The following is a 26,940-nucleotide window of genomic DNA, read 5'->3' as shown; positions in this document are numbered from 1 at the left end:
TATTACTTTTAAGCAACTTAAAAAATTAATACATGAGGAAATCTATTTTGATCTGCGGAATCATTTTTGGTTCTGTATTTACTCACGCACAATTAAAAACAGTGAAAAAAACTGACAATAAAGGATATACCTACGAAATGGTAGAAAATGATCCTTCGAATACAAGAATTTATACGCTAAAAAATGGTTTGAAAATCTATTTGGCTCAAATAAAAGACGAACCAAGAATCCAAACTCATATAGCTGTAAAAACAGGTTCTAACAACGATCCAGAAGACAATACTGGTTTGGCTCACTACTTAGAGCATATGGTTTTTAAAGGAACTTCTAAAATTGGAACACAAAATTGGGCTGTTGAAAAACCTTTGATCCAACAAATTTCAGATTTATACGAACAGCACAAAGCAGAAAAAGATCCTGCAAAAAAAGTAGAAATCTATAAAAAAATTGATCAAGTTTCGCAAGAAGCATCCAAATATGCTGTGGCAAACGAATACGATAAATTAATTTCATCTTTGGGAGCATCAGGAACTAATGCACATACATCTTTAGAAGAAACAATTTATCATAATAATATTCCGAATAATGAATTAGAGAAATGGTTAACAGTAGAATCTGAGCGCTTTAGTGAATTAACTTTACGTCTTTTTCATACTGAATTAGAAGCCGTTTACGAAGAATTTAATCGTTCACAAGACAATGATGGACGTTTAGTTTTTTATAAAATGATGGAAACATTGTTTCCAAAATCGCATTACGGAACACAAACAACTATTGGAACTTCAGAACATTTAAAAAATCCATCAATGGTTGCAATTCATAATTATTTCGATAAATATTATGTAGCGAGCAATATGGCTGTGATGTTGATTGGTGATTTCGATTTTGATACGGCTGTTCCAATGATTGACAAATATTTTGGAAATTATGCTACAAAAGCAGCTCCTGCACAATATGTTGCAAAAGAAGAGCCGATTAAAACAATTGTAACAAGCGAAGTTTTTAGTCCATCTTCGGAACGTGTTCAGTTTGCTTACCGTTTTAACGGAGCAAAAAGTTCTGATGCAAAATATGTAACATTAATTGATTATATTTTAAGTAATTCTACAGCTGGATTAATCGACTTAAATATCAATCAACAGCAAAAAACATTAGGAGCAGGAAGCTCTTCTTCTTTCTTTAGAGATTATGGTATGCATTCTTTTTCTGGATCTCCAAAACAGGGACAAAGTTTAGAAGAAGTACGTGATTTATTAATTGCTCAGATTGAAAAAATCAAAAAAGGGGAATTTGATGATTGGATGATAGAAGCAGTTGTAAATGATTTAAGAAAATCTCGTATGAAAAGCTGGGAAAATACTCGTTCTTTAGCAGCAAGTTTGTACAAATCATATATCAATGATGTTCCTTGGGCAGAAGTTGTCGATCAATACGATGATATGGGTCGTGTAACAAAGCAAGAACTAATGGACTTTGCAAAGAATAATTATACGAATAATTATGTAATTGTTTACAAACGTCAAGGTGAAAACAAGGATTTGGTACGTGTTTCGAATCCTGGAATTACGCCAATTCAATTGAATCGTGATGCTGAATCTACTTGGTACAAAGATTTCATGAAGATTAAATCAAGTGAGATTAAACCAGTTTTTGTTGACTTCAAAAAAGAATTGAACGAAAGTAAAATCAAGAATGCAAAATTCACTTCGATTCAGAACAAGACAAACGATATTAGCTCTGTTTACTATATCGCGGATATGGGATCAGACAATAACAAAAAGCTTGGTTTAGCGATTAATTACTTAAATTATTTAGGAACGTCCAAATATTCGCCAGAAAACTTGAAAAAAGAGTTTTATAAAATTGGTGTTGATTATGGAGTTAATCCTGGTACAGAAAGAACTTCTGTTTATATCACAGGTTTACAAAAGAACTTAACAAGCGGAATCAAATTATTTGAACATCTTTTAAGTGATGCCGTTGCAAATAATGAATCTTACCAAGAATATGTGAAAACAATCTTGAAATCAAGAGAAAATTCAAAAAAGAACAAAAACGTGATTTCTTCTTTGTTGAACACTTATGCGCAATATGGACCAAATAATCGCTCGAGAGATATTATTTCTGAAGCTGATTTGAAAGCTATTGATCCAAAAGAATTAACGCAAATCATCAAAGATTTCTTTAATTACAAGCACCAAATTTTCTATTACGGAAATAATGAAGCGGAAACGAAAAAAGCAATTGAACAAAATCATAATTTCGGGAAAAATTTAGATTATCCTAAGAAAAAAGAATATCCACAACCAGCTACAGATGGCAAAGTATATTTTGCTCCTTACGATATGGTACAAGCGGAAATTAATTTCTTTGCTCGTGATACTAAATATGATCCAACTTTGTTGACATCTACAGGAATTTTCAATGAGTATTTTGGTGGAGGTTTGTCATCTATCGTTTTCCAAGAAATTCGCGAGTCTAAATCATTGGCTTATTCTGCTGGTTCTTATTACATTAATGCAAATAAAAAAGATAATTACAATTATGTAAGAGCTGTAATTGGAACACAAGCAAACAAATTGCCACAAGCTGTTGACGCAATGAAAGAATTAATGAATAATATGCCAAAAGCAGAAAATCAATTCAATAATTCTAAACAAGCAGCACTTAAGCAAATCGCTACAAGTCGTTATACAAAAGCAAATGTGTTCTTTTATTGGTTATCATTACAAGATAAAGGTCTAAATTATGATATCAATAAAGATATTTACGATCAAACATCTAAATTAACATTAGAACAATTGGATCAATTTTTCCAAAAACATATCAAAGGTCAAAACTTCAATGTTGGTTTAATTGGTAAGAAAGAAAACTTAGATTGGCCATCTGTTGAAAAACTTGGACAAGTAAAAGAATTAACGTTAGAAGAGCTGTTTAACTACTAATAATCAGAAATTATAAAAACCAATAAACGCGTTTAGGAAATCCTATAACGCGTTTATTTTTTAAAACTAACCTATGAATGAATAATCACTCAAAAACCAAATAAGGCTCAATTTCCCTAAACTTTTCTTCACTTATCGCATAACATCTTTTCAATGTTTTTGCATCTTTAAAACTCCCACCTAACGAACGTTTAAAATTAAGAATCGTATTTACTTGTTTCTCTGTGAAACCGAGTTTTATCCAATCCTCATGACTCAAATTATTTGGATTAAACTTACCTTTTATTTCTATTTTTTCTGCTACTTTATCTTCACTTTTTGACTGTTCAACTTTTGGCTGCTCAGCTTTATAAATTACATTTTCAGGTAAATCAATATAAGATTCCATTTCTGCATATTTTTCATCCGAAATCATATAACATTTTTTCAATTGTTCTTTCGATTTAAACTGACCTCCCAAAATATTTTTATATTTCATAATTGAAGCAGCTTGTTTAGACGAAAAACCTATTTTTTGCCAATCATTTTCAGAATAACTATTTGGATTAAATTTTACATATTGAATCTTTTTGCCACTTTGTTTTTTCTCATTTTTTTCATCTTCCTTTGATTTTTCTGGTAACAAAATATACGTTTTCATCTCTGCATATTTCGCATCATCAATCACAAAACATTTCCTCAATTGCTCTTTCGAGGTAAACTTTCCTCCAACAATCTGTTTATATTTCATGATTATTTCTGCCTGTTTTGGCGAAAAACCAAGTTTTTCCCAGCCTTGTTGTGGCAAATCATTTGGATTGAAATTTTTGTAAACTATTTTAGTTTTTGGTGATGAATAATCTATAAAACTCGATTTAGATTGTTCTGGTAAAAGAACAAAAGGAGCTAATTCATTATACTTTCCTTCATCGATAACATAACATTTCTTAAGCTGTTCTTTCGATGTAAATTCTCCGCCAACAATTCCTTTATATTTCAAAATGACTTCGGCTTGACGTTCCGAAAACCCTAAATTCATCCAATCTTCTAAAGATAATTCGTTTGGGTTAAAGGGTTTGATTGAATCTTTTACTTGTTTATTTGAAGTAGAATTAAATGTATAATTTTTCGGAGTTTTTTGATAATTTGCTAGCAAAGCTTTATCTGCTTCTGATAATTGATATGTTTCTTTTTCAACTGAAATATGTTGAAAAATCTCAAATAACAAAATCAAAACAAATAATAAATACAAGCCAAATCTTTGCGATTTATTCAGGTAAAAAGTAGATTTTTTTAAATATTTCATCTTGGTTGGAAAAGAAGTGAAAATAATATCCTTATCACACACTCACGATATCGAAAACGATATAACCATCAAATATTTAACAAGTTAAGAAATCTAAAATTAATAAAAGGTTTTAAGTATTTGTAAATATTTTTTACAAATCAAAAACCGATTTTCGTTTGATAACAAAACAATCTTTTACCCAAAAAAAGAATAACATGATAAAATAACCAACAAATGTTAAACCGAAAGTTGCAAAAGTTAAATAAATGAAAATTAAACGTAATTTTGCAACACGAATTCCTAATTTATCTGCAAAACGAGAGATAACATTAAACCATTCTGTTTCAGTAAAATTCCTTATTTGATCTTTCATTTAACGTAAAATTTGTTGTCCGATAGCGCAATTTAAACATTTTTTTTCGGAGCAATATCTTTTTTTGAGTTGAATTAATTGTTGAGAATCTTTTGCGGTTTTATTTTCAAAACCAATTCGTTCAAATTCGGCCAAAATCGAATTATTTTCCGCTTCCATTTCATTTAATAAATCCAAATAAAAATCAATTTCTACCTCATCTTTTTGTCGCTCAAAAGCATAACGAATCGGAATAATAGAATTGATGAGCAAATTATTTATTTTATCTTTTGAAAGATTTTTGAGTTGAAATTTTGATTCGTTCTTAAATGTATAATGCGTTTCCCAAAAAGAATTTAATTCCAAATTTTCGAAGATTTTATAGAATTCTTTCAAATTTTTTGGCTGAATAATTTCAGAAAACAAACTTTGATAATTCACATAAATCGATGCTAATTGCGCCAAACGAATCGTCGGAAAACCAATTGGTCGCATTTTCGAAAATCGAAACAAACTATTTTCAATTGATTCTAATTTATATTTATTTTTCAGGAATTGATATTCGTTTTTTAATTGCTTAGAATAATCATTCTCATAGTTTTCTTCTAAAAAACTGGCTTGTCCAAAAAACAAGGCTTCAACTTTTTGGGCATTAAATTGTATTTTTTGCAAAACTTTGAACGGAAAAGAATTTGCCCAAATCTCAAAAGTTTCTACATTAACTTTTAATCCAAAATTCTTTGCCAAACTTTTGAACAATGTTTCTTCCCAATTGGAATTATTGTGTTCTAAAATTTGTACAATATCGTTTGTTTTTTCTTCGAAACGTTCGATTAAAATTCGTTCAAACCAAAAAGAAAATTGCTTCAAATCAATTGAATCTAAAAATTCTTCACAATAAATTTTATCCAACTTAGAATTAATAATATTTTGATAATTAAAAACAATTTCCGGTTTTACAAAATCTTGTAAAATCAAAGTTTGTACATTACGTTGACGCAAAATATCAACTTCACAATCGTGATTCCATACAACATGCAAAATCACATTTTGATACGATAAATCATTCGAATGTTGATGAAAATTCCAATCCGAAGAATTGACATGCATTTCGACACTTCCAATCCACAATTTATCGCCAATGATGATTTCTGCTTCCAAAAAATCTGGCCCAGCATGATGGTTTAACTTTCCAACTTTCACAATTTCAATGAAATCTCCATGAAAAGTTTGTAAGCTTTGATGTGAAAATTGATTCAATTTCCAAATATGATGTAGAAAAATTTCTTTCATAGACAAAAGTTAATCAATGAATTATAAAAAATCATTAAAATAAATACTTATTTTTTTTAAATTAATTAAACGTTTGTTTAACTTTGCGCGTTCAATTTTTATAAGATGAAATTAAGTGAGAAGCAAATAGAAATTTTGGGCGCGGCTGAACGAGTTTTTGGAAGACGAGGAATTGATGCTGCAAGTGTTCGAGAAATTGCAAAAGAAGCAAACATTAATATTGCGATGATTAGCTATTATTTTGGATCAAAAGATAAATTGGTCGAGAATTTATTTAGTTGGCGTATCACAACTTTCAATGAATCATTGGCCTCAATTTCACAAAATTCTACACTTTCTCCATTTGAAAAGTTACAGTCAATCCTAAAAGCTTATTTGAATAGAATTTTGGATAAACCTGAATTTCATCGAATTATGGCAAGAGAATATTCGAAAAGAGATTCAATTTTAGAAATTGATTGTAAAGTCAATGACTTAAAAACAAAAAATTTAGAATATATCACAAATATTATTAGTGAAGGATATTCTGAAGGCGTTTTTAAAAGAAAAGCTCCTGCCGAAGCTGTTGTAATGGTAGTTATTGGTGGAACATCTTATTTGATTTTGAACGAAAAAACATATATGAAACAATGGGGATTATCTTCTCATGAAGAGTTTACAGAACATATTCACGAAGAATATTACCCTTATTTAATAGATTCTTTAAAAGCAATTTTACTATACGATGAAAAATAAAATTTTCTTACCGATTTGTTTAGTTGTTGCTACTTTCGCTCATGCGCAGGAAACCAACGTTTCTTTGCAGGAAGTTATTCAACAAAGTTTGCAGAACAACAAATCTGTGAAAGTTGCCGAAGCTGCTAAAAATACAAGTGAGTATAAAGTACAAAGCGCGAAAAACAATCGTTTACCAGACATTTCGTTGAGTGGACAATACATGCATTTGTTTACGACAACAAATGTAGACATCAAACTTCCGATGCAATCTTCTGGTGGAGGAATGGGAGTTGAACCGAGCCAATTATTATTAGGACAAGCAAGTGCTTCTGTCCCTGTTTTTGCTGGATTTAAAATTAAAAATGCAATCAAAAGCAGTGAATTGATGGTTGATTTATCAAACTTACAAATCGAAGCAACAAAAGAAAATGTGGTTTGGCAAGCTATTAATTTATATTTTGGATTGTACAAAACGCAACGTTCTATCGATGTTTTGAATGAAAACTTAGTGAGAGCAAATCAACGTGTGAAAGATTTTCAAAACTTTTTGGATAACGGAATCATCGCGAGAAATGATTTGTTGAGAGCAAAATTACAAGCATCGAATGTGCAAGTTGCAATTGATGAAGCCGAAACGCAATACAAAAACATTAATTACCGATTGAATTTATTGACTGGACAAGACGAAAGTAAAATCGTTCATGTTGATAATGTAGAAACCTTGAAAACCATCAATCAAAATTCTCAAGATTACGTCAATCGTACAGATGTTAAATCATATGATGTAAAAAATCAGATTGCTGATAGTCAAATCAAAATTGCGAAAGCAGCTTATTACCCTCAATTAGCGGTTTCAGCTGGATATATTGCGATGGATATTGATAAAGTTGCTTCGGTTACAAATGCAACAAATGTTGGTGTTGGATTGAAATATGATTTATCTTCTTTGTATAAAAATAAAGCAGAAGTTGAAATTGCAAAAGCTCAGAAATTAGAAAATGAGATGCAAAAAGAAACGACAATTGATAAAGCTAAAGTTGAAATGAACGAAGCTTTTCAAAAGTATGATTTAGCAAAAAAGAAAAATAATGTTTACAAGGAAGCTGTAGAACAAGCAAACGAAAACTACAGAATTGTAAAAGATAAAAATGACAACGGATTGGCTGATACAGACGATTTATTAGAAGCGGATGTACAACAATTGCAAGCAAAAATCAATCAAGTTGTCGGAGATGCTGACGAACAATTAGCGATCTACGAATATTACTATACTACAGGAATTTTATTAGAAAACGTACAATAACACCTCTCGATATGGAAGAAAATAATCAAGAAAAGAAAAAAATAAATTCAAAATTTATCATCGTTTTAGGAGCATTAATCATCCTTGGAGGTGGATATGGAGTTTATAAATATTTACACGGACAAGCGCACGAAATTACTGATGATGCACAAATTGAATCAAAAATAACACCTGTTATTCCTAAAGTTTCAGGATACATTCAGAAGATTTTAGTAGAAGATAACCAAATGGTTCACAAAGGTGATACATTAGTTGTTTTGGACGGATCTGAATTTGCCTTGAAATTGCAACAATCGCAAGATGCTTTATTACAAGCAGAAGGTCAATTAGGAGTTGCTCACGCGGGTGTTTCTCAAGCTGGTGCAGCAATTGGAGTGACAGAAGCTGGTGCAGTTGCAGCAAATACTACAATCGAAACAGCTCAAGCAAGTGTTAATACAGCTCAAGCAAATGTAGAAGCAGCAAAAGTACAAGTTTGGAGAACGAAAAATGATTTTGATCGTTACAATAAATTATACCAAAATCAATCGATCACAAAACAACAATACGAGCAAGCTTTAGCAGCAAAAGAAACAGCAGAAAAACAATTGCGAATTGTACAAGAACAATTAGGTGTTTCTCGTGCTCAATTAGCTTCTACAGCAAAACAAGCGCAAGCTACAGCAAAACAAGTGAACACTTCGAAAGCACAAGCTGATGCTTCAAAAGCACAAATTAAAGTTGCGGAAGCAGCAATTGGTCAAAGCAAAACAAACATCGATAATGCAAAATTATATTTGTCTTATACGTATGTAATTGCGGCTGAAGATGGACAAGTTTCTAAAATTAATTTACAACCAGGACAATTGGTACAAGCTGGTCAATCTTTGTTTAATATTGTGACAACAAATAATATTTGGGTTGTGGCAAACTACAAAGAAACTCAATTAGAAAAAATTAGAGTTGGACAAGAAGCCATCATCAAAGTTGATGCTTATCCAAAACACGAATTCAAAGCGAAAGTAACATCTTTATCTCCTGCAACTGGTGCTAAATTTGCATTATTACCTCCAGATAATGCGTCGGGTAACTTCGTAAAAACAGTTCAACGTCTTCCTATTAAAATCGAATTTATCGATCAAAAAGACGAAATGTTGAAAATGATTCGTCCAGGTATGAACGTGGAAGCTGATATTCTTTTAAAATCGAATACTTCTGCAAAGTAATAACACCTATTCAGAAAAATTATGGAAGAAAATAATTTAGTTGAATATGGTGCAAGACGTGTAATCATCACCATTACCGCCATCATGTGTGCATTGTTAGAGATTGTTGATACAACAATTGTTAACGTTGCAATGAACGACATGAAAGGTAGTTTGGGTGTCTCTTTAACTGATATTGCGTGGGTGGTTACCGCTTACGCAATTGCCAACGTAATTGTAGTGCCGATGACCAGCTGGTTGTCGCAACAATTTGGACGACGCAATTATTTTGCGGCTTCGATTATCATTTTTACAGTTGCCTCATTTCTTTGTGGAAATGCAACAACATTGTGGGAAATTATCTTGTTCCGATTTATTCAAGGACTTGGTGGTGGAGCACTGTTGGTAACTTCGCAAACTATCATTACCGAAAGTTATCCACCCGAAAAACGTGGTTTAGCGCAGGCAATTTATGGAATGGGAGTTATTGTTGGTCCTACGCTTGGTCCGCCTTTAGGAGGTTATATTATTGATAATTGGTCTTGGCCATATATATTTTACATCAATATTCCGATTGGGATTACTGCTGTATTGTTAACGATATCATTTGTTCGTAGTCCAAAATATGCAGAGAAATCAAAACTAAGTCAAGTCGATTTCTTGGGAATTATTTTGTTAGCCATTGCAGTTGGATCGTTACAATATGTATTAGAACACGGACAACAAGACGACTGGTTCTCAGATTCGACAATTGTAACCTTGAGTATAGCAAGTTTCTTCGGATTCATTTTATTTGTTTGGCGAGAATTAGTTTTCAAGCATCCGATTGTAAATTTACGTGTACTGAAAGATAGCAACTTAGCAGTTGGTACTATTTTATCCTTCATCTTAGGATTTGGATTATATGGATCGACATTCATTATTCCAATTTATACACAATCAATCTTAGGATGGACTGCAACTGATGCAGGTTTATTATTAATTCCTTCGTCGTTGATGACTGCATTCATGATGCCAATCATCGCAACAATGTTACAAAAAGGTGTACCACCAAAATACATGGTTGCAGGAGGATTCTTTATCTTTTTCTGTTACAGTTTTTGGTCATACAAAATCTTAACACCAGACACAGGTTCCGAGCATTTCTTTTGGCCATTAATTGTTCGTGGAGTTGGATTGGGATTATTATTTGTACCTGTTACCACACTTTCACTTTCAAGTTTGAGAGGGCAACAAATTGGTGAAGGAGCTGCCTTTACAGGAATGATGCGTCAGTTAGGAGGATCTTTTGGTATCGCGATTATTACAACATTTATTTCTCGTTGGACAGTTGGACACCGAACAAATTTAGTTTCGCATCTTGATACATCCGATTTTGATGTACAAAAACATATTCAGAATTTACAAATGAGCTTCGTGAGCAAAGGTTTTGCCCCAAATGAAGCATTAAACAAAGCCTATAACCTACTCGATTTACAAGTTACTAAACAAGCAACTGTATTAACTTACATGGATGTTTTCTTGTATTTGGGTGTAGTTTTCCTAATCTGTATTCCATTTATTTTGTTCTTTATCAAAAAAGGAGCAGGTAAAGTAATCAGTGCAGGACATTAATCAGAATAATTATTTTAATTTTCAGTTTTTTATAAATGTAAAATCTATCTCAATTTATTGGGATGGATTTTTTTTATTTGATTGATTCTGTAATTTTCTTTTCATCTAATCCAAAATCTGCTAGAATAAGTTTTCCTTCTGGATTAAAAAGATAAAAAGTTGGTGTACCGATAATCTTGTATTTTGTATAAGTACCTCCTGTTCTACCTTCTTTATCCCAAAGCGAAATCCAATCTTCTGCATGTTTTAAAAGAAAGTTTTTATAACCAATTTCTTCTTTATCTACATAGAAACTTACAATTTCTAACTTATCACGATTATTAGTCTTTATTTGATCTAAAACAGGAATAGATTCTAAAGAGAATCCACAATAAAAAGTTGTAAAATCTAATAACACATATTTTCCTTTGAAATAATCTGAAAAATTAACTTTTTTATTTGATTGATTATACGCCATAAAATCTATATAACTGTCGCCAATATTTAACTTTTCTGTATTAATATCTGTCATGATAGATTTGTAATAGGCTGATTTTTTATATTTAGATTCTAACTTATTCATCAAATCAATTAAAACTTCTTTTGACAATTCTGTCTTGTATGAATTAACTAATGAAAGTGTATAGTATGAATTTATATTATCTTGATAAAATTGAAGACTATTCTTTGCAAATTCATTATCTAATGCAGTTATTTTACCATAAGGTTCTACTTTACCCCAGTATGCTTTTTGTAAACTATCATTCCATTTATTTTGTTCACGAAGCGACATCATATCAGTTAAAAATTCTCGTCGTTTTATCGTATAATCTTTATCAAACTGAGCATATTTATACCTCATCTCGTCATACTCAGATCCAGAAGTTTTTACATCATAAGGAAAATCTTTTTTTGTGGCATTTAGTGTAATTTTTTCATTACCAATAAAAAGAAGTGCAGAATGATAATCTTTTCCATTTTTGACTGTAATATAAACCGAAGATGGAACCTCTTTTAATTTTCCTTCTAATTTATAACCCCCTTTAACTAATACGACACTATCAATAGGAGCATTATTAATACTTATTTTGACCAATGCATTTTCATCAAATCCATCAAGTTTTCCAGAAATAGTAAATTGTTTTTGAGCAAATAAGTTTGTAAAAACAAATAAGATAATTAGTGTTAATAGTTTAGTCATTATTATGTAGTTAATTATTTATAAATCTAATTAAATATTTCGAAAAATCATCTCAAAAAAAACTCCACCCAAGCAATTTGGGTGGAGGTTTTATTATTCAATAATTAACGTTTAGTATTTTTACAATTTCGGCTCGTTTGTTTACTTGTTCAACTTGCAGGCAACACACTATTTCTTGCTGCTTTCACAATCTCATTCAAATCGTGGTACAAATTAGACCAATCCGGTACATCTTTCATTGCTGTAATTAGATTGAGGTAAGATCGCAGCACTTGTTCCAATTCTTTTCGAGAAGAAGAAGCACTAGCAATTTGGCGCAAATCTCCGTTCGCCTCTGCTTGCTCTGCAAATAATATCTCAAAATCGGTATGTTTTGTTTTCAAATCATCAAAAGCTGCTACAAGCGATAAGTTGATAATACGCAATGTATTATCTGGCTTTTCTAATTCTTCGATAAGCTTCTTCAATTGAGCTGTTTCGGCAGAATAACTCAATCTGTCTAAATCCAGTCCAAACATTTGGAAAACTTTGTACAAAGCTTCCGCATCTTGATAGTTCGCGACAGAAGTCAATTTACGATAACCATTCAAGAAAGCCTTCATGTTACTAAATGCAACATCTCTCTCTTTATCCGCTATCGCCACCTCTTTTCCTTTTCCGCTGTAGGTCAACTTTGTGTATACCGTGTCGTAGTTTTGATAACTCGCAATAAGCGACAGCAACAAAGGGTGGTTCTCTACAATGGTGTAATTTCCGGCTTGAGAAGAGTTGATAGTTCGCTGCGCTAATGTCGCCAGATTTTTTGTCGATAATTTTTGTAAATTAATTTTCATAACAGGTTAATTAAGTGTTTATAATTCATTTATTTTTAATGTTTTATAAATATAGTCAATATATTATTAATCAATATAACCTTACAGATATTACAAACAAACTTGTTTTAGATGAATGTAATCTTACATTTATTACAAACAGACTTGTTTTAGATGAATGTAACCTTACATTTATTACAAACAGACTTGTTTTAGATGAATGTAACCTTACATTTATTATAAACAGACTTGTTTTAGATGAATGTAATCTTACGTTTATTACAAACAGACTTGTTTTAGACGAATGTAATTTTAGAAACAATTATATTTACAAGAAATTAGTTATATACAAGCTTTCCAAACATTACACTGAATGAACTCAACAGAAAATCTATTTTTTGAAATAAAAAGTCAAGGAAATTTTATAAGAATTTCGACAAAAAATCTAATAAACTATAACTCAGAAATTGATTATGATAATAATTGGATTAATTGTTATATTGAGGTTAAAGGAGGAGCATTTCAAGGTAAATATTCAGCTGAAATTCTAACAATAACTTTTGAAGATTTTAAACAAAAGCTCGCAATTTTATATAATAAATTAGATGGAAAAGTAATATTTTCTGATTTAGAAGAATATTGTAAAATTGATATTTCAGGAGATGGTTCTGGTAAATTAAGAGCAAGTATTGAGTGTAATGATAAATCGGGTATATATTCTGCGAATCTAACTTTTGATATTGATTTTGACCAAACTTTTCTTAAAGATATAATTAACCAACTCAATCAAATTACCAAAGCATTTCCAATAATTGGTGATTTTAATAATCTAATAAATACGATGTATTATAATAAAAAATAAGACTAAACAGTATTCTAATATGAAAATATTCAATTTTCTTTTCTTTATTTTAATTATTTTAACTTTAAACTCTTGCTTTTTAGCAATTACAGGAGCTCCACATTCTCACTCATATAAAGAAATTTCTGACAAAAATGATTTAAAATTAAATGTATTTTGTACGTACTTAATCAAACAGATTAAAATAGGAAATGTAAATCCAAATGATTCAATTTATATTCAATCATCGAGCTTAAAAAAATTAAATGAAAGAAAATTATTAAATCATAATGATTTATCCGATTCAATGAGATTTTACAATTTGAGAATTGGAGATATTAAATTCCATAGTAAAAAAAGAAAAGATACTATCAATATTATAAGAATAACTAGTAATGGAGATAAAACGGTTTACAAATTCCTTTTAGACTCAAGCGACAAAGAAAATTAGAAAAAAAATCCTTGTCAAGATTCAAAACTTTGACAAGGATTTTATTTTTCTAACCATTAACCGCTCTAAAAAAAGCGTCTAATTTCTTTTCGTCTAATTTTCCATCAGTTCTTACACCGCTACAAATATCTACGCCAAAAGGCTGAACAACATCAATCGCTTCACGAATATTATCAGGATGAAGACCGCCAGCCAAAAATAGAGGAATGTTAATTTCTTCTCTAATTTTTTTGCTAATCGCCCAATTGTGCGTGCGCCCTGTCCCTCCCAGTTCTTTTACTTGTAAGTTAGGATTTCCGCTATCTAATAAAATAGCATCTACAAACTGAGATTTCTCTATCGCTTCAGTTACCGAATTTTCATCAATTACATGAATCACTTGTACCAATTTTACCCAAGGTAATTCGTTTCTCAAAATTTGATATTCTTCGTTTTTCAGCTCATCAACTAACTGAATTGTATTCGTATAAACTTTTTTATAATGTTGAATAATTGTTTCTGCTGTTGTTTCACTTGTTAATAAAAACGAAGCTAATGTTGGCGGGATAATTTGTGTAATATCTTTGATTAAATCATCACCAATAATACCTGGTCCGCTTGGCATATTACCAACTAAACCTAATCCACTCGCTCCATATTTTATCGCTTGTTGTGCTTCTTCTTTGCTACTAATACAACAAATTTTAACTCTTGTTTTCATCATTTGTTTTATTCTTAATACTATAAATATATAAAAAAACACCTCAATTTCTTGAAGTGTTTTGTATGATCTAAGATTTAAAATTGATGTTAGAAATCTTCTTCCGAACCTTTTAATTTTTCTGCATTTTCTGCCATTTTCAATGCATCAATCATTTCTTGAATATCTCCATTCATAAAGTTATCCAAATTATAAATTGATTTGTTGATACGGTGATCTGTTACACGTCCTTGCGGATAGTTGTATGTACGAATTTTAGCCGAACGGTCACCAGTCGAAACTAACGATTTACGTTGAGCAGAACGTTCTGAATGTTTTTTCTCGAACTCGATTTCATACAATTTTGTACGTAATAATTGTAACGCTTTTTCACGGTTCTTGTGTTGAGAACGCGCTTCTTGACAAACAATTACAATTCCAGAAGGTTTGTGCGTTAATTGAACTTTTGTTTCAACTTTATTTACATTTTGTCCTCCCGCACCAGACGAACGAGCTGTTTGATACTCCAAATCTGCTGGATTAATCACTACATCAACTTCCTCTGCTTCTGGTAAAACCGCAACCGTAATCGCCGATGTATGCACACGCCCTTGCGATTCTGTTTCAGGAACACGTTGTACACGGTGAACACCCGATTCGTATTTCATCGTTCCATACACTGCATTTCCTTCTACTTGCATCACCAACTCTTTGTATCCTTTTCCAGATGCTTCAGAAGTATTTAATACTTCGTGTTTCCATCCTTTTTCTTTGAAATACATCGAATACATGCGGTAAATATCTTCTACGAAAATCGCTGCTTCATCTCCTCCTGTACCAGAACGTAACTCGACAATGATGTTTTTCTCATCTTCTGGATCTTTTGGAATCAACATCATTTTGATTTCTTCCTCTAAAGGTGGAATCGCATTGATTGCTTCGTCTTTTTCTATTTTAGCTAACTCAACCATTTCTGCATCAGAACCATCTTGAATAATTTCGTCTGCTTCCTCAATTACATTGATTAAGTTTTCGTATTGTTTTTGCATTTCAACAAAGTCTTTCAAATCAGAATATTCTTTGTTTAATTTCGCATAACGAGCTTGATCTGTTACGATATCTGGTTGGATGATTAAATCTGCTACCTCATCGAAACGTTGTTTGATTGCTCTTAATTTATCTAATAGACCTAAATCTGCCATATACTTTTATTGGATTGCAAAGATACAATAACTCAAGGGATTCAGAAAATTTGAATAAAAAAAACCGATGATTTCTCATCGGTTTTGTGATTTATTGTTGAAAATATTATCTCGTAAATAATAATTCTCTGTATTTTGTTAAGACCCAGTATTCGTTGTCAACCATTAATTCTAACTTATCGGCATGGTAACGAATTTCATCATAATATGGTTTTACTTTATCACAATAAGCATATGCTTTCTCTTCTAAAGATTCAACCACATTTGCTTCTTTACGCGCATCCATCATTAAGTGCAATTTTGCGTTTAATTCGTTTACATGCATCGAAATTTTCTTCAAAATAATTAATTGCTCGCCTGCATATTGTTCATAATCATTTCCAAAAATATCTTTGAATCCTTTAATGTTTTTGATTAATATGTTTTGATATTTAAAAGCTGTCGGAATAATATGATTCCTAACAATATCACCTAAAACACGACCTTCAATCTGAATTTTCTTGATGTAATCTTCTAATTCGATTTCGTAACGCGCTTCAACTTCTGTGTTGTTCATTACATTAAGCTCCGAGAATAAATCCAACGATTTTTGAGAAACTTTTGCTTTTAAAGCTGATGGAGTTGTTTTGTGATTTGACAATCCTCTACGAGCCGCTTCTTCTTCCCATTCTTTGCTGTATCCGTCACCTTCGAATAATATATTCTTTGTTTCTTTAATATATTCACGTAAAACATTGAAAATTGCTTCATCTTTTTTCAAACCTGTTTCAATCAACGCATCAACTTCTTTTTTGAAATCGATCAATTGTTTTGCTACAATTGCATTCAACGTTGTCATTGCATTTGCACAGTTTGCAGTCGATCCTACAGCACGGAACTCGAATTTATTTCCTGTAAAAGCAAATGGAGAAGTTCTGTTTCTATCTGTATTGTCTAATAAAACATCTGGAATTTTTCCAACAACGTTTAATTTTAAATCAGTTTTTTCTTCAGGAGATAATTTCCCTGTCGAAACACCTTCTAATTCTTCCAATACTTTTGTCAATTGTTGACCAATAAAGATCGAAATAATTGCTGGTGGCGCTTCATTCGCTCCTAAACGGTGGTCATTAGAAGCAGAAGCGATAGAAGCACGTAACAATTCCTCATAAATTGAAACTGCTTTGATGGTATTAATAAAGAACGTTAAAAACTGTAAATTGCTGTTTGGTGTTTTTCCTGGCGCTAATAAATTAACTCCAGTATCTGTTGCTAACGACCAGTTATTGTGTTTTCCAGATCCGTTAACTCCTTTGAATGGTTTTTCGTGGAATAATACTTTAAAATGATGACGCTCACCAACTTTTTGCATCACATCCATTAACAATGAGTTGTGGTCAACTGCTAAATTCGTTTCCTCGAAAATTGGCGCTAACTCAAATTGATTAGGTGCTACTTCGTTGTGACGAGTTTTTACAGGAATTCCCAACAACATACATTCGTTTTCTAAATCGCGCATATAATTTAAAACACGCGTAGGAATCGAACCAAAATAATGATCTTCTAATTGTTGACCTTTTGCAGAAACATGTCCTAACAACGTTCTACCAGTTTGTAAAATATCTGGACGAGAAGCCGCTAAAGCATCATCAATTAAAAAATATTCTTGTTCCCAACCTAAAGTCGGAGTTACTTTCTTCACATTTTTATCGAAGAACTTCGCTACTTCTGTAGCTGCTTCATCAATTGATAAAAGCGCTCTTAACAAAGGTGTTTTATTATCTAGAGCTTCTCCTGTGTACGAAACAAATACTGTCGGAATGCATAAAGTTGTTCCAAAAATAAATGCTGGTGAGGTTGGATCCCAAGCTGTATATCCACGTGCTTCGAATGTATTACGAATTCCTCCATTTGGAAAAGAAGATGCATCTGGCTCTTGTTGAACTAATAATGATCCACTAAATTTTTCTACAGGATCTGCTCCATCAAATGAAGTTTCGAAAAAAGCATCATGTTTTTCTGCTGTTGTTCCTGTTAATGGCTGAAACCAGTGTGTATAATGTGTTACACCTTTGCTCATCGCCCATTCTTTCATTCCTAAAGCAACAAAATCTGCCATTTTACGGTCGATTTTAGTACCATAATCCATTGCAGAACGAACGGCTTTATAAGCTTCTGAAGTTAAATGTTGACGCATTGCTTTGTCATTGAAAACATTGCTTCCAAAAATTTCTGATTTTTTCCCTAATTCAGGAACAGCTACCGGTTTGCGATTGCTTGCGGCTTTTAGTGCTTCAAAACGAAATGATGTCATAAGAAAATTACTTTGTGTTGTTTTATGATGCAAAAATAAATAAAAATTAAACATAAAATAAAAACACCCCTATTTTTTTAGGGGTTAAATTATAATTTCATTACAAATAAATTCAATACCCCTTTATTTTAGTTTAGATTTTCAAAACATCAGTGTAAAATTAATTTTTATTTAACATTCGAATAAACTTATTTAAACGAAAAAAGCAGTTTCAATTGCTTGAAACTGCTTTTAGACACTCATAATATAAAAAGTTTTTGGTCTATCTGAAACGGTCTACTGATTTTACAAGATCATCATCCTTCTTAATCAAACGATTGGCAATTGACAGAAGCACAATCGAAGCTAAAGGAACTAATGCCCAAATACCTTTCTCAGAATTTCCTTCTCCAGGTAATGTTAATAGACAATATACAAAAGAACCAATTAATAAAACATTCAAAATAATGTTTAACCATCCTAAGCTAATCTGTAACTTACGTTTTTTGAAAAACATAATGGTTAAAAATGAAATTAAAGCTGATGAGAAAAAGGCTAACGAAAAAATGTAATCTCCTTTCTCCGGATTTTGTAACCAATTTAATGGAATATCAAACAGCTTATCAAAATTCATGGCGAATATACTCGAAATTATTCCACTTAAGAATAAATATATACTTTGCTTTCTTTGAATCATTTCTTAAATTTCGAATACAAATGTAAAAAAACTTTTTGAGTTTTTATAATTATTCGTACTATTGCATTAATAAATCTCAAATTTATACGCTTTATAACAATTCTATTGTTATGATTCCCAATTACTTTATTGAATAAAAAAAATATAAACACATTAATACCTTCATTATAGGATTATGTTTGATATCGAAGAATTAAAATCATTCAAATTACCAGATTTACAACAAGTTGCAGAGCAACTGAAAATCGATGGGTATAAGAAATTAAAAAAAGGCGAATTGTTAGACGCAGTTTTAGGTTTTATCAACAGCCAACCAAAGGTTGAAGAAAAAGCTGAAACAAAACCTGCTAAAAAAGATAAAGCTGAAAATCTACCTACAGAAGATAAGAAACCGAAACGCAAACGAGTTCAAAATTCGGAAGGAGAAGTTCAACAAAAAGAGGCTGTTGCAGAAGAAGTAAAAACTGAAAAAGTTGAAAATACTTCTACCGAAACAGAAAAAAAGGAAGAAAATAATCCTCGCGTTAATAAATTTCAGGAACGTGCGAACAAAAGCCAAGATCTGAAAAAGAATAACCAAAATAATCAGAATCAGAAGAAAAATAATCAATCTGATAATCGTAATCAAAACGATCAATCTCAACAAAATAATCACCACAACAATCAAAATCAAAAAAATAAATATCGCGCTGCGAATTATGAATTTGATGGAATTATTGAAACTGAAGGTGTTTTAGAGATTTTACCAGATAATAATTATGGTTTTTTACGTTCATCAGATTTTAATTATTTGTCTTCACCTGATGATGTGTATGTTTCGCAATCTCAAATTAGATTATTTGGATTAAAAACGGGAGATACAATTACAGGAGAAGTTCGTCCTCCAAAAGAAGGTGAAAAATATTTTCCTTTAATCAAAATCAAAGAAATCAACGGTCGTACGCCAGATTATGTACGTGATCGTATCGCTTTTGAGCATTTAACTCCTCTTTTCCCTAACGAGAAATTCAATTTAAGTAATTCTAAATCTTTATCAAATCGCGTGATTGACTTATTTACACCAATAGGTAAGGGTCAACGTGGAATGATTGTAGCGCCACCAAAAACGGGTAAAACAACGTTATTGAAAGATATTGCGAATGGAATTGCACAAAATCATCCAGAAGTTTATTTGATTGTTTTATTAATCGATGAGCGTCCGGAAGAGGTAACAGATATGAAGCGTTCGGTAAACGGAGAGGTTATTGCGTCGACGTTTGATGAAGAAGCAAATCGCCATGTAAAAGTTGCGAATATCGTTTTAGAGAAAGCAAAACGTATGGTAGAATGTGGACATGATGTGGTGATTCTTTTAGATTCTATTACACGTTTGGCACGTGCTTACAATACTGTTTCTCCAGCTTCTGGTAAAGTATTATCTGGTGGTGTTGATGCAAATGCATTACACAAACCAAAACGTTTCTTTGGAGCGGCTCGTAACATCGAAAATGGAGGTTCTTTAACAATTATTGCAACTGCTTTGATTGATACAGGTTCTAAGATGGATGAAGTTATTTTCGAGGAATTTAAAGGAACAGGAAACATGGAATTACAATTGGATCGTAAGATTTCGAATAAACGTATTTTCCCTGCGATTGATTTGGTAAGTTCTTCTACGCGTAAAGATGATTTGTTATTAGACGACAAAACACAACAATTAATGTGGGTTCTTCGCAACCATTTATCGGATATGAATCCTGTAGAAGCGATGGAATTCTTACACGATCGTATCAAACATACGCGCTCTAACGAAGAGTTTTTAATCTCTATGAATAAGTAATTTATTACAACTTATAATTTCAAAAACCATCTAAAGTTATTTAGGTGGTTTTTTTTGTTTACCTATTTTATGAAAAATATAGACAATAAAAAAAGCCCAAGAAAATAAATTCTTGAGCTTTGTTGTACCTCAGGCGGGACTTGAACCCGCACGTCCTAATGGACACAGGATTTTAAGTCCTGCGTGTCTACCAATTCCACCACCAAGGCATCCACTTCTAAGAAAGAAGTTGAGCGGGAAACGAGACTCGAACTCGCAACATTCAGCTTGGAAGGCTGACGCTCTACCAATTGAGCTATTCCCGCGATTGTGAGTGCAAATATAGAACAGCTTTTTGAATTACAAAACTTTTAGGAAACATTTTTTTCATAATTATTTTACATCAAAAGCTAAGTTTCTCATCATAATATTTTTAAGCACTAAAATAATTTTACTTTTCTTGGATTAAATTATTTTGAACATGAAAAATTCATCTTAAATAATTGCATTTTTCCAGATTTCAATCAATCGTTCGTAAGAAAATTGAGCATTTGCTGGACTTGTACTTGGCAAAGAAATATACTCTATGGATGTTTTTTCATCAAAATATTTCCAAAATAATTGTTCCGCTTTCTTTCCATTGAAAATTATTTTCTCGATTGTAGGATGTTCATTCAACAATTCATCAATCAGATTTGGCGAAACATTTTTCATATCCACATCCATGCTTCCTTTTCTATCAGCAGAATGCGCAACATCCCAAAGAGCTAATTTATTTTGTAAAATAAGTTGTTTTCTCACTTCATAATCTTCTGAAAATTCTGTCTCAAAAATCTCAAATATCATTTTCCAAAATCGATTACGTGGATGCCCATAATATTGATTGACTTCTAACGATAAATCACCAGGTAAAGAGCCAAGAATTAATGTTTTTGGTTGTTCTGATATAATTGCAGCAAAAGATTGTTTATGCATTTTGTCTTATTCTAAAAATATAATGTACAAAAAAAGTGCTACAAATTGTAGCACTTTTTATTCTATTTCTTTCGTTAGATAATTTGTTCAGAAACCTCCTCCCACTCTAACATTTTTTTATCTAAATCATTTTTCAGATTCGAGTATTTGTCCAATTCTTGTTGCGTTTGCGAACCTGAATGCAATTTATTTTCTAAATCCGCAATCTTCGTTTCTAAATCAGAAATCTCCGTTTCGATTCTTGACAATCTATTTTTAAGGCGTTTTTGCTCTTTTTCTTCCTCAAAAGATAAAACTCGTTTCGCTTGTTCTATTTTAACCTCAATCGGCTTCTCTTCTTTTGGTGCAGCCAAACTATTTCCTTTCTCCACTTCACGGAAACTTCCCGCTTTAATTTGTGCTAAATAATCATCAATTCCAGAAAGATATTCTTTCACTTGACCATTACGGAAATCGAAAACTTTATCTACTAAACCTTCTAAAAATTCACGGTCGTGAGAAACTAAAATTAATGTTCCTGAATATTTTTGCAACGCTTTTTTCAATAATTCTTTTGATACAATATCCAAGTGATTGGTCGGCTCATCCATGATTAATACATTGAATGGACGCAACAATAATTTACACAACGCTAAACGATTTCGCTCACCTCCCGAAAGAACTGAAACTTTTTTCTCTACCGCTTCGCCACCAAACATAAATGCTCCTAAATAGTCGCGAACATGTTTACGTGTTTCTTCTGTTGCAGAATTTTCCGCTTCTTCTAAAACCGTTAATTTATCATTCAAAACATGTGCTTGATTTTGGGCAAAATATCCAATTTCTACATTATGTCCATGTTTTATTTTACCTGAATGTTCTTGTTCGTTGATAATCGCACGCGATAAAGTCGTTTTTCCTTGACCATTTTGACCAACAAAGGCTACTTTTTCTCCACGATTTACATAAAACGAAACATGATCAAAAACTTGATGATCGCCAAAAGCAACTCCTACGTCATCTAACTCGAAAATAATTTTACCTGGCTGAACAGCGTCCACAAAACGGATATTCATCTTCGTCACATCATCATTTTCAATTTCGATGCGTTCTATTTTATCTAATTTTTTGATTAATGATTGCGCCATCGAAGCTTTGTTCGCTTTTGCACGGAATTTGGAAATCAAATCTTCCGTGTGCTTAATCATTTGTTCCTGATTTTTCTGCGCTTGCTCTAATTTCTCACGACGATCTTCACGCAATTCCAAATAACGCGTATAATTCGCCTTGAAATCTGAGATATGACGATTCGCAATTTCGATGGTACGATTGGTTACATTATCCAAAAATTGACGGTCGTGCGAAACCAACACAACAGCACCAGGATAATCTTTCAAGAAATCTTCTAACCAAACAATCGAATCGATATCCAAGTGGTTGGTAGGCTCATCTAAAAGCATTACATCATGTTTTTGCAACAATAGTTTTGCTAATTCAATTCGCATTCTCCAACCTCCAGAAAATTCTTCTGTTGAACGGTGAAAATCTGAATTTTTGAATCCTAAACCAATTAAAATTTGCTCGATTTCAGCATCTTTTGTGTAACCACCTAAAAGTCCGAAACGTTCCGTTAAATGCGAAATATCTTCAATTAATTTTCCGTATTCATCAGATTCGTAATCTGTTCTTTCAGCTAATTCTTTGTTTACAAAATCAATACGTTCCTGAATTTCAACCAATTGCTCAAAAGCAGAATCCGCTTCTTGCCAAACAGTTCTTCCTTGTACAAAATCAATATCTTGCGATAAATATCCGATTGTAACGTCGCCTTCGTAAACAACTTCACCTTCTGAAGATTGCTGACTTTTGGCTAAAATTTTAAGCAAAGTAGATTTCCCTGCTCCATTTTTCCCTACCAAACCAACACGGTTTCCTTTGTTGATGCGGAACGAAACGTTTTCGAATAAATATCTACCCGCAAAATAAACTCCTAAATTTTGTACTAATAACATTTTGCAAAAATACAATGTTTTTTGTTAGATGAAAACTTATCTCAAAACTATAAGTACTATATTGCGAAAGTGTTTTAAAAATAACAATCGTCTTTTAATTAAAGATTATGGGTAAAATTATTATTGTTCCTATTAATAAAGAAGCTGAATTAAAATTAGATTATGATACAGCTTCTCCAAACGAATTAATCGAAATTAGGTTAAATGAATCAGAATTTAATATTTTATGGAAGAAAGGTCTTTTTGATTTAATTAATCAAACCTGTAATTCAATGATTGATGATTATGAAGACGAAAAAATTAATAATTTAATTTTAATTGAAAATACTTATAATCAATTAAATAATACATTTCCTGAATGTAAAAATATTATCAATATATTTCATAAAGCATTAGAACTTAAAACAAGTATTCATTTCTATTTTTAATAATATTTAAAATCATTTATGAAGATAATAATTGAAAGTTGGAATGAAGGATTTCAAAAAATCGCTTTAACACAATTACAAATTGACTTACTAAAACTATCATTAAAAGTTGCTAAAAGTAATGTTGACAAATTGTTAGATGGACATTCAATAATAATTGATATCAACGATGAACAATTAGCTTTAACTTTTGTAGAAGAAGCCAAAAATATTAATGCTAATTGCAGAATTTTGTATTGATTTTTTTAAGGTTTTAAACGATAACTCAAAAAATACAACGCAAAACTAATTAAAATCGAAAAAGTTGCTGGAACAAAATAAGCCAATGCAAGATTTTTGGTTGCAATAAAATTAATTGGAAGATTAATTAATCTGAATTGAAAAACTAAAAAGCACAATACAACTATCGTTACAGCTATTTTCCAATCGTAATTGCGTTTGTGGTTTATCACTGAACATAAAATATATGCCAAAACAATACCTACAAAACTCAAAATAGTTTTCATTGTAGCTAAATGTTTTAGTTTTTCGCTGATTCCGAATTCATCACTTTTTCTGACCAAAAAAGCAAAATTATCTTTTCCCATTGAATGAACTAATTCAATCAAATCTAATTCAGCCAAAACGTAAAATTGTTGAATTCCTAAGAATAACAAAACGCTTGCTACAAGTTGAATTGCGAATATTTTTATGTTAAAGTTTTTCATTCGAAATTGGTTTAAAATCGATCATAGAAACGTGCAATGTCCGCTTCTTTATCAATCGGTTGATTATTCTCTAAAAATTCGTACAAATCATCCACCATCACAGGCGCTAACATTGTTCCACGCGTTCCCATTCCATTCAAACAAATCAATTGTTGATGCGTTGGATGCGCTCCAATAATCGGACGACGATCGACAACTGTTGAACGAATTGACGCATGTTGCTCCACTACTTCAAAATCATCTGTGAAAAAATTCTGAACACCTTCAACCAAATATTTTTTAGCTTCTTCAGTATTTTCATAATTCACATGATCGCGATCGTAAGTTGCGCCAACAAAATATTGATTATTTTCTAAAGGCATCAAAAATTCTTTTCCTTTTACCACAGCTTCGGGTAAATTGGCTTCAGTTTTTATCTTTAAAACTTCGCCTTTTACACCAATTACAGGTAAATTTTTGAAATATGGATTGCTCAAAATATTATAACCTTCAGCAAAAATTATTTTAGTTGCTTCTATATTTTTATAGCTCGTTTGATTATCATCTAATTTTAATTCTTCGAAATCAAAAGTCTCATCAAGGAACAAATCATTTTCGACTAAATAATCTTTAAAATCAGCCAAAAGATTTGTCAAATCAACACGACCAGTATGCAAAACTTCGCCGGAACCAATCGGAGAATTGATTGAAGAAAAATCATTCAATTGTTCTGTATCTGTTGCTAAATAATCTATCAAATCTGGATGAGTTATCGCTTTTTTCAGCCACGTTTTTTTCTCTTGTTCGTCATTAAAAATTCTATAAACAGGAAAATTGTAGATATATTTTTTGTTTAATAATTGTTCAAAATCACCAAAAACTTCGCGCAATCTTTCGATTTGTTTTGTTGCATTCCAAACAATTGAAAATCGTTTTAGCACTACAGGATTAAAAATTCCAGCAGCAATCGCCGATGCTTTGTGAAAATGATTATCAATCACCACAAAAGATTTCTTTTCCTTCAACAATTTCATCGCCATACAACTCCCTGCAACACCTTGACCAACGATGATATATTCTACTTTTTTCAATTTCTAAAATTTGCTTACAAAGGTAAATAATGTTTCGGTTTTACTTATCTTTATTCTTAAAATCAACCATTTTATGCAAATATTCTATACCATAATTTCTTGCCTCATTATCCTTTCCGTCATTATTCCTTTCATCAAGCATACACATTGGACGGTTAGAGTTTTTGATTATCCGCGATTTCAAAAATTTGCTTTGGTAATTGCAACTTGTATTTTATTCATTTTTGTACCTAAAACTTCAGTCACAATAAGTTTATTTATTTGTTTGATTTTTACTGCGATTTATTTGCTTTGGGTCATTATTCCTTATTCACCTTTTGGTAAAAAAATGATTGAACAAGTATCCTTAAAACCAAATGAAAAACCGCTTGATTTACTTGTTTATAATGTTTTGCAAGACAATACGAAATATCAAAATTTGGTTGAATTAATTAAGAAAAGAAATCCTGATATCGTTTTTTTATTGGAAACAAACAACGAATGGATGGAACAAATAAAAGAAGCTACAAACGATTTTGAGTACAAAATAGAAGTTCCGTTAGAAAACACTTATGGATTATTGTTTTACTCTAAATTACCTATAAAATACCAAGAAATTAATTATTTAATCAGCACAGAAATCCCTTCAATTATTGCTGATATCGAATATAATAATCAAATTGTGCGTTTGTATGGTTTACATCCAACTCCGCCAGTTCCGCAAGAAAATGAAGAAAGTGCTGAACGCGATGCTGAGATTTTGATTATAGGAAAACAAGCGAAAGAATATAGAAAAGCGTGCATTGTTTTTGGAGATTTGAATGATGTTGCGTGGAGCAGAACAACACGTTTATTTTTGAAAACTTCGCAACTTTTAGATCCTCGTCGTGGTCGTGGAATGTTCAATACTTTTCATGCGCATCATTGGTTCTTACGTTGGCCTTTGGATCATTATTTTTTGAGTTCGCAGTTTCGATTAATTGATATGATACGAGAGCCAAATATTGGTTCGGATCATTTTCCTATCAGTATTCAAGTTGTTTTACGTAGTGATGATGATTCGGGAGAAATGAAATTGGACCATGAAGAGAAGATAGAAGTTGAAGAAAAAATAGAGGAAGGAATTGAAAAAGGAGATGTGAATTAGATTTTAGATTTTAGATTTTAGATTTTAGATTTTAGA

General features: G+C 31.5%; 25 protein-coding genes and 2 tRNA genes. 11 read left to right on the top strand and 16 right to left on the bottom strand.

Features of this window, described 5'->3' with window-relative positions; translation table 11 throughout:
- Window positions 1–32: 32 nt before the first annotated feature.
- Window positions 33–2,945: a M16 family metallopeptidase gene (locus B3I31_RS09335; protein ID WP_291047143.1), complete on the top strand. Its 2,913-nt coding sequence runs from the start codon at window positions 33–35 to the stop codon at window positions 2,943–2,945.
- 85 nt (window positions 2,946–3,030) lie between these two features.
- Here the strand turns inward: B3I31_RS09335 and B3I31_RS09330 are convergent, their stop codons facing one another.
- From B3I31_RS09330 to B3I31_RS09320, 3 genes are all read right to left on the bottom strand, one after another.
- A complete protein-coding gene (locus B3I31_RS09330; protein WP_286494764.1) occupies window positions 3,031–4,230 on the bottom strand; it encodes a helix-hairpin-helix domain-containing protein in 1,200 nt (399 codons plus the stop codon).
- A gap of 133 nt (window positions 4,231–4,363) precedes the next feature.
- A complete protein-coding gene (locus tag B3I31_RS09325) occupies window positions 4,364–4,585 on the bottom strand; it encodes a PspC family transcriptional regulator (RefSeq protein ID WP_038332996.1) in 222 nt (73 codons plus the stop codon).
- A complete protein-coding gene (locus tag B3I31_RS09320; RefSeq protein WP_291058668.1) occupies window positions 4,586–5,857 on the bottom strand; it encodes a DUF2851 family protein in 1,272 nt (423 codons plus the stop codon). It abuts the gene before it with no gap.
- 105 nt (window positions 5,858–5,962) lie between these two features.
- On the opposite strand from B3I31_RS09320, the gene B3I31_RS09315 reads away from it, so the two are divergent.
- From B3I31_RS09315 to B3I31_RS09300, 4 genes are read left to right on the top strand one after another with little or no spacing between them, the layout of a single operon-like run.
- The gene (locus tag B3I31_RS09315) at window positions 5,963–6,592 is read left to right on the top strand and encodes a TetR/AcrR family transcriptional regulator (RefSeq protein ID WP_280062831.1); all 630 of its coding nucleotides are present in this window, start codon (window positions 5,963–5,965) and stop codon (window positions 6,590–6,592) included.
- The gene (locus tag B3I31_RS09310; RefSeq protein ID WP_286494765.1) at window positions 6,582–7,877 is read left to right on the top strand and encodes a TolC family protein; all 1,296 of its coding nucleotides are present in this window, start codon (window positions 6,582–6,584) and stop codon (window positions 7,875–7,877) included. Before B3I31_RS09315 ends, B3I31_RS09310 begins: the two co-directional genes overlap by 11 nt.
- An 11-nt stretch (window positions 7,878–7,888) precedes the next feature.
- Window positions 7,889–9,082: an HlyD family secretion protein gene (locus B3I31_RS09305; protein ID WP_221854138.1), complete on the top strand. Its 1,194-nt coding sequence runs from the start codon at window positions 7,889–7,891 to the stop codon at window positions 9,080–9,082.
- 21 nt (window positions 9,083–9,103) lie between these two features.
- Complete coding sequence (locus tag B3I31_RS09300) at window positions 9,104–10,675, top strand: DHA2 family efflux MFS transporter permease subunit (protein ID WP_291061397.1); 1,572 nt, start codon at window positions 9,104–9,106, stop codon at window positions 10,673–10,675.
- A 73-nt stretch (window positions 10,676–10,748) separates the two neighbouring features.
- On the opposite strand, the gene B3I31_RS09295 is transcribed toward B3I31_RS09300, so the two are convergent.
- Window positions 10,749–11,855 (bottom strand): TlpA disulfide reductase family protein, encoded by a 1,107-nt coding sequence (locus B3I31_RS09295; RefSeq protein ID WP_221854136.1) that lies wholly within the window; start codon window positions 11,853–11,855, stop codon window positions 10,749–10,751.
- Between the two features lie 149 nt (window positions 11,856–12,004).
- The gene (locus B3I31_RS09290) at window positions 12,005–12,688 is read right to left on the bottom strand and encodes a DUF6261 family protein (RefSeq protein ID WP_291058672.1); all 684 of its coding nucleotides are present in this window, start codon (window positions 12,686–12,688) and stop codon (window positions 12,005–12,007) included.
- A gap of 352 nt (window positions 12,689–13,040) precedes the next feature.
- On the opposite strand from B3I31_RS09290, the gene B3I31_RS09285 reads away from it, so the two are divergent.
- The gene (locus tag B3I31_RS09285; RefSeq protein WP_291058674.1) at window positions 13,041–13,529 is read left to right on the top strand and encodes a WapI family immunity protein; all 489 of its coding nucleotides are present in this window, start codon (window positions 13,041–13,043) and stop codon (window positions 13,527–13,529) included.
- A 19-nt stretch (window positions 13,530–13,548) separates the two neighbouring features.
- On the top strand, window positions 13,549–13,959 hold the full coding sequence (locus B3I31_RS09280) for a hypothetical protein (RefSeq protein ID WP_286494769.1): 411 nt from the start codon (window positions 13,549–13,551) through the stop codon (window positions 13,957–13,959).
- A gap of 49 nt (window positions 13,960–14,008) precedes the next feature.
- Here the strand turns inward: B3I31_RS09280 and B3I31_RS09275 are convergent, their stop codons facing one another.
- From B3I31_RS09275 to B3I31_RS09260, 4 genes are all read right to left on the bottom strand, one after another.
- Window positions 14,009–14,659, bottom strand: a complete 651-nt coding sequence (locus B3I31_RS09275) for a phosphoribosylanthranilate isomerase (protein WP_291047145.1) — start codon at window positions 14,657–14,659, stop codon at window positions 14,009–14,011.
- Between the two features lie 89 nt (window positions 14,660–14,748).
- On the bottom strand, window positions 14,749–15,840 hold the full coding sequence (prfA, locus tag B3I31_RS09270; protein ID WP_038332970.1) for a peptide chain release factor 1: 1,092 nt from the start codon (window positions 15,838–15,840) through the stop codon (window positions 14,749–14,751).
- 106 nt (window positions 15,841–15,946) lie between these two features.
- Window positions 15,947–18,133: a glutamine synthetase III gene (locus tag B3I31_RS09265; protein WP_291058678.1), complete on the bottom strand. Its 2,187-nt coding sequence runs from the start codon at window positions 18,131–18,133 to the stop codon at window positions 15,947–15,949.
- 262 nt (window positions 18,134–18,395) lie between these two features.
- Entirely contained in the window at window positions 18,396–18,809 is a 414-nt protein-coding gene (locus B3I31_RS09260; RefSeq protein WP_038332961.1) for a DUF4293 domain-containing protein, read from the bottom strand.
- A gap of 175 nt (window positions 18,810–18,984) precedes the next feature.
- Between B3I31_RS09260 and rho the strand changes: the two genes are divergently transcribed.
- Window positions 18,985–20,628 carry a transcription termination factor Rho gene (gene rho / locus B3I31_RS09255; RefSeq protein WP_291087950.1) on the top strand — a complete coding sequence of 548 codons (1,644 nt, stop codon included), beginning with the start codon at window positions 18,985–18,987 and terminating at the stop codon, window positions 20,626–20,628.
- A gap of 125 nt (window positions 20,629–20,753) precedes the next feature.
- Here the strand turns inward: rho and B3I31_RS09250 are convergent.
- The 4 genes from B3I31_RS09250 to B3I31_RS09235 form a co-directional block, all read right to left on the bottom strand.
- Window positions 20,754–20,837: transfer RNA gene (locus B3I31_RS09250), tRNA-Leu, on the bottom strand.
- 23 nt (window positions 20,838–20,860) lie between these two features.
- Window positions 20,861–20,933, bottom strand: a tRNA-Gly gene (locus B3I31_RS09245).
- 169 nt (window positions 20,934–21,102) lie between these two features.
- The gene (locus B3I31_RS09240; RefSeq protein ID WP_038332955.1) at window positions 21,103–21,582 is read right to left on the bottom strand and encodes a DNA-deoxyinosine glycosylase; all 480 of its coding nucleotides are present in this window, start codon (window positions 21,580–21,582) and stop codon (window positions 21,103–21,105) included.
- A 74-nt stretch (window positions 21,583–21,656) separates the two neighbouring features.
- A complete protein-coding gene (locus B3I31_RS09235) occupies window positions 21,657–23,573 on the bottom strand; it encodes an ABC-F family ATP-binding cassette domain-containing protein (RefSeq protein ID WP_038332953.1) in 1,917 nt (638 codons plus the stop codon).
- 107 nt (window positions 23,574–23,680) lie between these two features.
- On the opposite strand from B3I31_RS09235, the gene B3I31_RS09230 reads away from it, so the two are divergent.
- Entirely contained in the window at window positions 23,681–24,001 is a 321-nt protein-coding gene (locus tag B3I31_RS09230; protein ID WP_038332949.1) for a hypothetical protein, read from the top strand.
- 18 nt (window positions 24,002–24,019) lie between these two features.
- On the top strand, window positions 24,020–24,241 hold the full coding sequence (locus B3I31_RS09225) for a hypothetical protein (RefSeq protein WP_038332947.1): 222 nt from the start codon (window positions 24,020–24,022) through the stop codon (window positions 24,239–24,241).
- Window positions 24,242–24,246: 5 nt separating this feature from the next.
- Here the strand turns inward: B3I31_RS09225 and B3I31_RS09220 are convergent, their stop codons facing one another.
- Genes B3I31_RS09220 through B3I31_RS09210 form a run of 3 tightly spaced genes read right to left on the bottom strand, consistent with a single transcriptional unit; the run spans window position 24,247 to window position 25,962 of the window.
- Window positions 24,247–24,708, bottom strand: a complete 462-nt coding sequence (locus tag B3I31_RS09220; protein ID WP_038332944.1) for a hypothetical protein — start codon at window positions 24,706–24,708, stop codon at window positions 24,247–24,249.
- An 11-nt stretch (window positions 24,709–24,719) separates the two neighbouring features.
- Window positions 24,720–25,778 carry an NAD(P)/FAD-dependent oxidoreductase gene (locus B3I31_RS09215; RefSeq protein WP_038332941.1) on the bottom strand — a complete coding sequence of 353 codons (1,059 nt, stop codon included), beginning with the start codon at window positions 25,776–25,778 and terminating at the stop codon, window positions 24,720–24,722.
- Window positions 25,779–25,818: 40 nt separating this feature from the next.
- Window positions 25,819–25,962, bottom strand: a complete 144-nt coding sequence (locus B3I31_RS09210; protein ID WP_236688181.1) for a hypothetical protein — start codon at window positions 25,960–25,962, stop codon at window positions 25,819–25,821.
- 144 nt (window positions 25,963–26,106) lie between these two features.
- On the opposite strand from B3I31_RS09210, the gene B3I31_RS09205 reads away from it, so the two are divergent.
- Window positions 26,107–26,904 (top strand): endonuclease/exonuclease/phosphatase family protein, encoded by a 798-nt coding sequence (locus B3I31_RS09205; protein WP_291087947.1) that lies wholly within the window; start codon window positions 26,107–26,109, stop codon window positions 26,902–26,904.
- The last annotated feature ends 36 nt before the right edge of the window (window positions 26,905–26,940 follow it).

Origin of the sequence: Empedobacter sp. UBA3475 (assembly GCF_002378465.1) — a bacterium.
In the GTDB taxonomy this organism is placed as follows: Bacteria; Bacteroidota; Bacteroidia; order Flavobacteriales; family Weeksellaceae; genus Empedobacter; species Empedobacter falsenii_B.
Note: the sequence above shows the minus strand (reverse complement) of the source record. Positions and strands in the feature narration are given on the sequence as shown.

Bases quoted from the DNA above. Each gene is read 5' to 3' on its own strand.
- B3I31_RS09335 (WP_291047143.1), top strand. From the start codon at position 33: ATGAGGAAATCTATTTTGATCTGCGGAATCATTTTTGGTTCTGTATTT.
- B3I31_RS09330 (WP_286494764.1), bottom strand. From the start codon at position 4,230: ATGAAATATTTAAAAAAATCTACTTTTTACCTGAATAAATCGCAAAGA.
- B3I31_RS09325 (WP_038332996.1), bottom strand. From the start codon at position 4,585: ATGAAAGATCAAATAAGGAATTTTACTGAAACAGAATGGTTTAATGTT.
- B3I31_RS09320 (WP_291058668.1), bottom strand. From the start codon at position 5,857: ATGAAAGAAATTTTTCTACATCATATTTGGAAATTGAATCAATTTTCA.
- B3I31_RS09315 (WP_280062831.1), top strand. From the start codon at position 5,963: ATGAAATTAAGTGAGAAGCAAATAGAAATTTTGGGCGCGGCTGAACGA.
- B3I31_RS09310 (WP_286494765.1), top strand. From the start codon at position 6,582: ATGAAAAATAAAATTTTCTTACCGATTTGTTTAGTTGTTGCTACTTTC.
- B3I31_RS09305 (WP_221854138.1), top strand. From the start codon at position 7,889: ATGGAAGAAAATAATCAAGAAAAGAAAAAAATAAATTCAAAATTTATC.
- B3I31_RS09300 (WP_291061397.1), top strand. From the start codon at position 9,104: ATGGAAGAAAATAATTTAGTTGAATATGGTGCAAGACGTGTAATCATC.
- B3I31_RS09295 (WP_221854136.1), bottom strand. From the start codon at position 11,855: ATGACTAAACTATTAACACTAATTATCTTATTTGTTTTTACAAACTTA.
- B3I31_RS09290 (WP_291058672.1), bottom strand. From the start codon at position 12,688: ATGAAAATTAATTTACAAAAATTATCGACAAAAAATCTGGCGACATTA.
- B3I31_RS09285 (WP_291058674.1), top strand. From the start codon at position 13,041: ATGAACTCAACAGAAAATCTATTTTTTGAAATAAAAAGTCAAGGAAAT.
- B3I31_RS09280 (WP_286494769.1), top strand. From the start codon at position 13,549: ATGAAAATATTCAATTTTCTTTTCTTTATTTTAATTATTTTAACTTTA.
- B3I31_RS09275 (WP_291047145.1), bottom strand. From the start codon at position 14,659: ATGAAAACAAGAGTTAAAATTTGTTGTATTAGTAGCAAAGAAGAAGCA.
- prfA (WP_038332970.1), bottom strand. From the start codon at position 15,840: ATGGCAGATTTAGGTCTATTAGATAAATTAAGAGCAATCAAACAACGT.
- B3I31_RS09265 (WP_291058678.1), bottom strand. From the start codon at position 18,133: ATGACATCATTTCGTTTTGAAGCACTAAAAGCCGCAAGCAATCGCAAA.
- B3I31_RS09260 (WP_038332961.1), bottom strand. From the start codon at position 18,809: ATGATTCAAAGAAAGCAAAGTATATATTTATTCTTAAGTGGAATAATT.
- rho (WP_291087950.1), top strand. From the start codon at position 18,985: ATGTTTGATATCGAAGAATTAAAATCATTCAAATTACCAGATTTACAA.
- B3I31_RS09240 (WP_038332955.1), bottom strand. From the start codon at position 21,582: ATGCATAAACAATCTTTTGCTGCAATTATATCAGAACAACCAAAAACA.
- B3I31_RS09235 (WP_038332953.1), bottom strand. From the start codon at position 23,573: ATGTTATTAGTACAAAATTTAGGAGTTTATTTTGCGGGTAGATATTTA.
- B3I31_RS09230 (WP_038332949.1), top strand. From the start codon at position 23,681: ATGGGTAAAATTATTATTGTTCCTATTAATAAAGAAGCTGAATTAAAA.
- B3I31_RS09225 (WP_038332947.1), top strand. From the start codon at position 24,020: ATGAAGATAATAATTGAAAGTTGGAATGAAGGATTTCAAAAAATCGCT.
- B3I31_RS09220 (WP_038332944.1), bottom strand. From the start codon at position 24,708: ATGAAAAACTTTAACATAAAAATATTCGCAATTCAACTTGTAGCAAGC.
- B3I31_RS09205 (WP_291087947.1), top strand. From the start codon at position 26,107: ATGATTGAACAAGTATCCTTAAAACCAAATGAAAAACCGCTTGATTTA.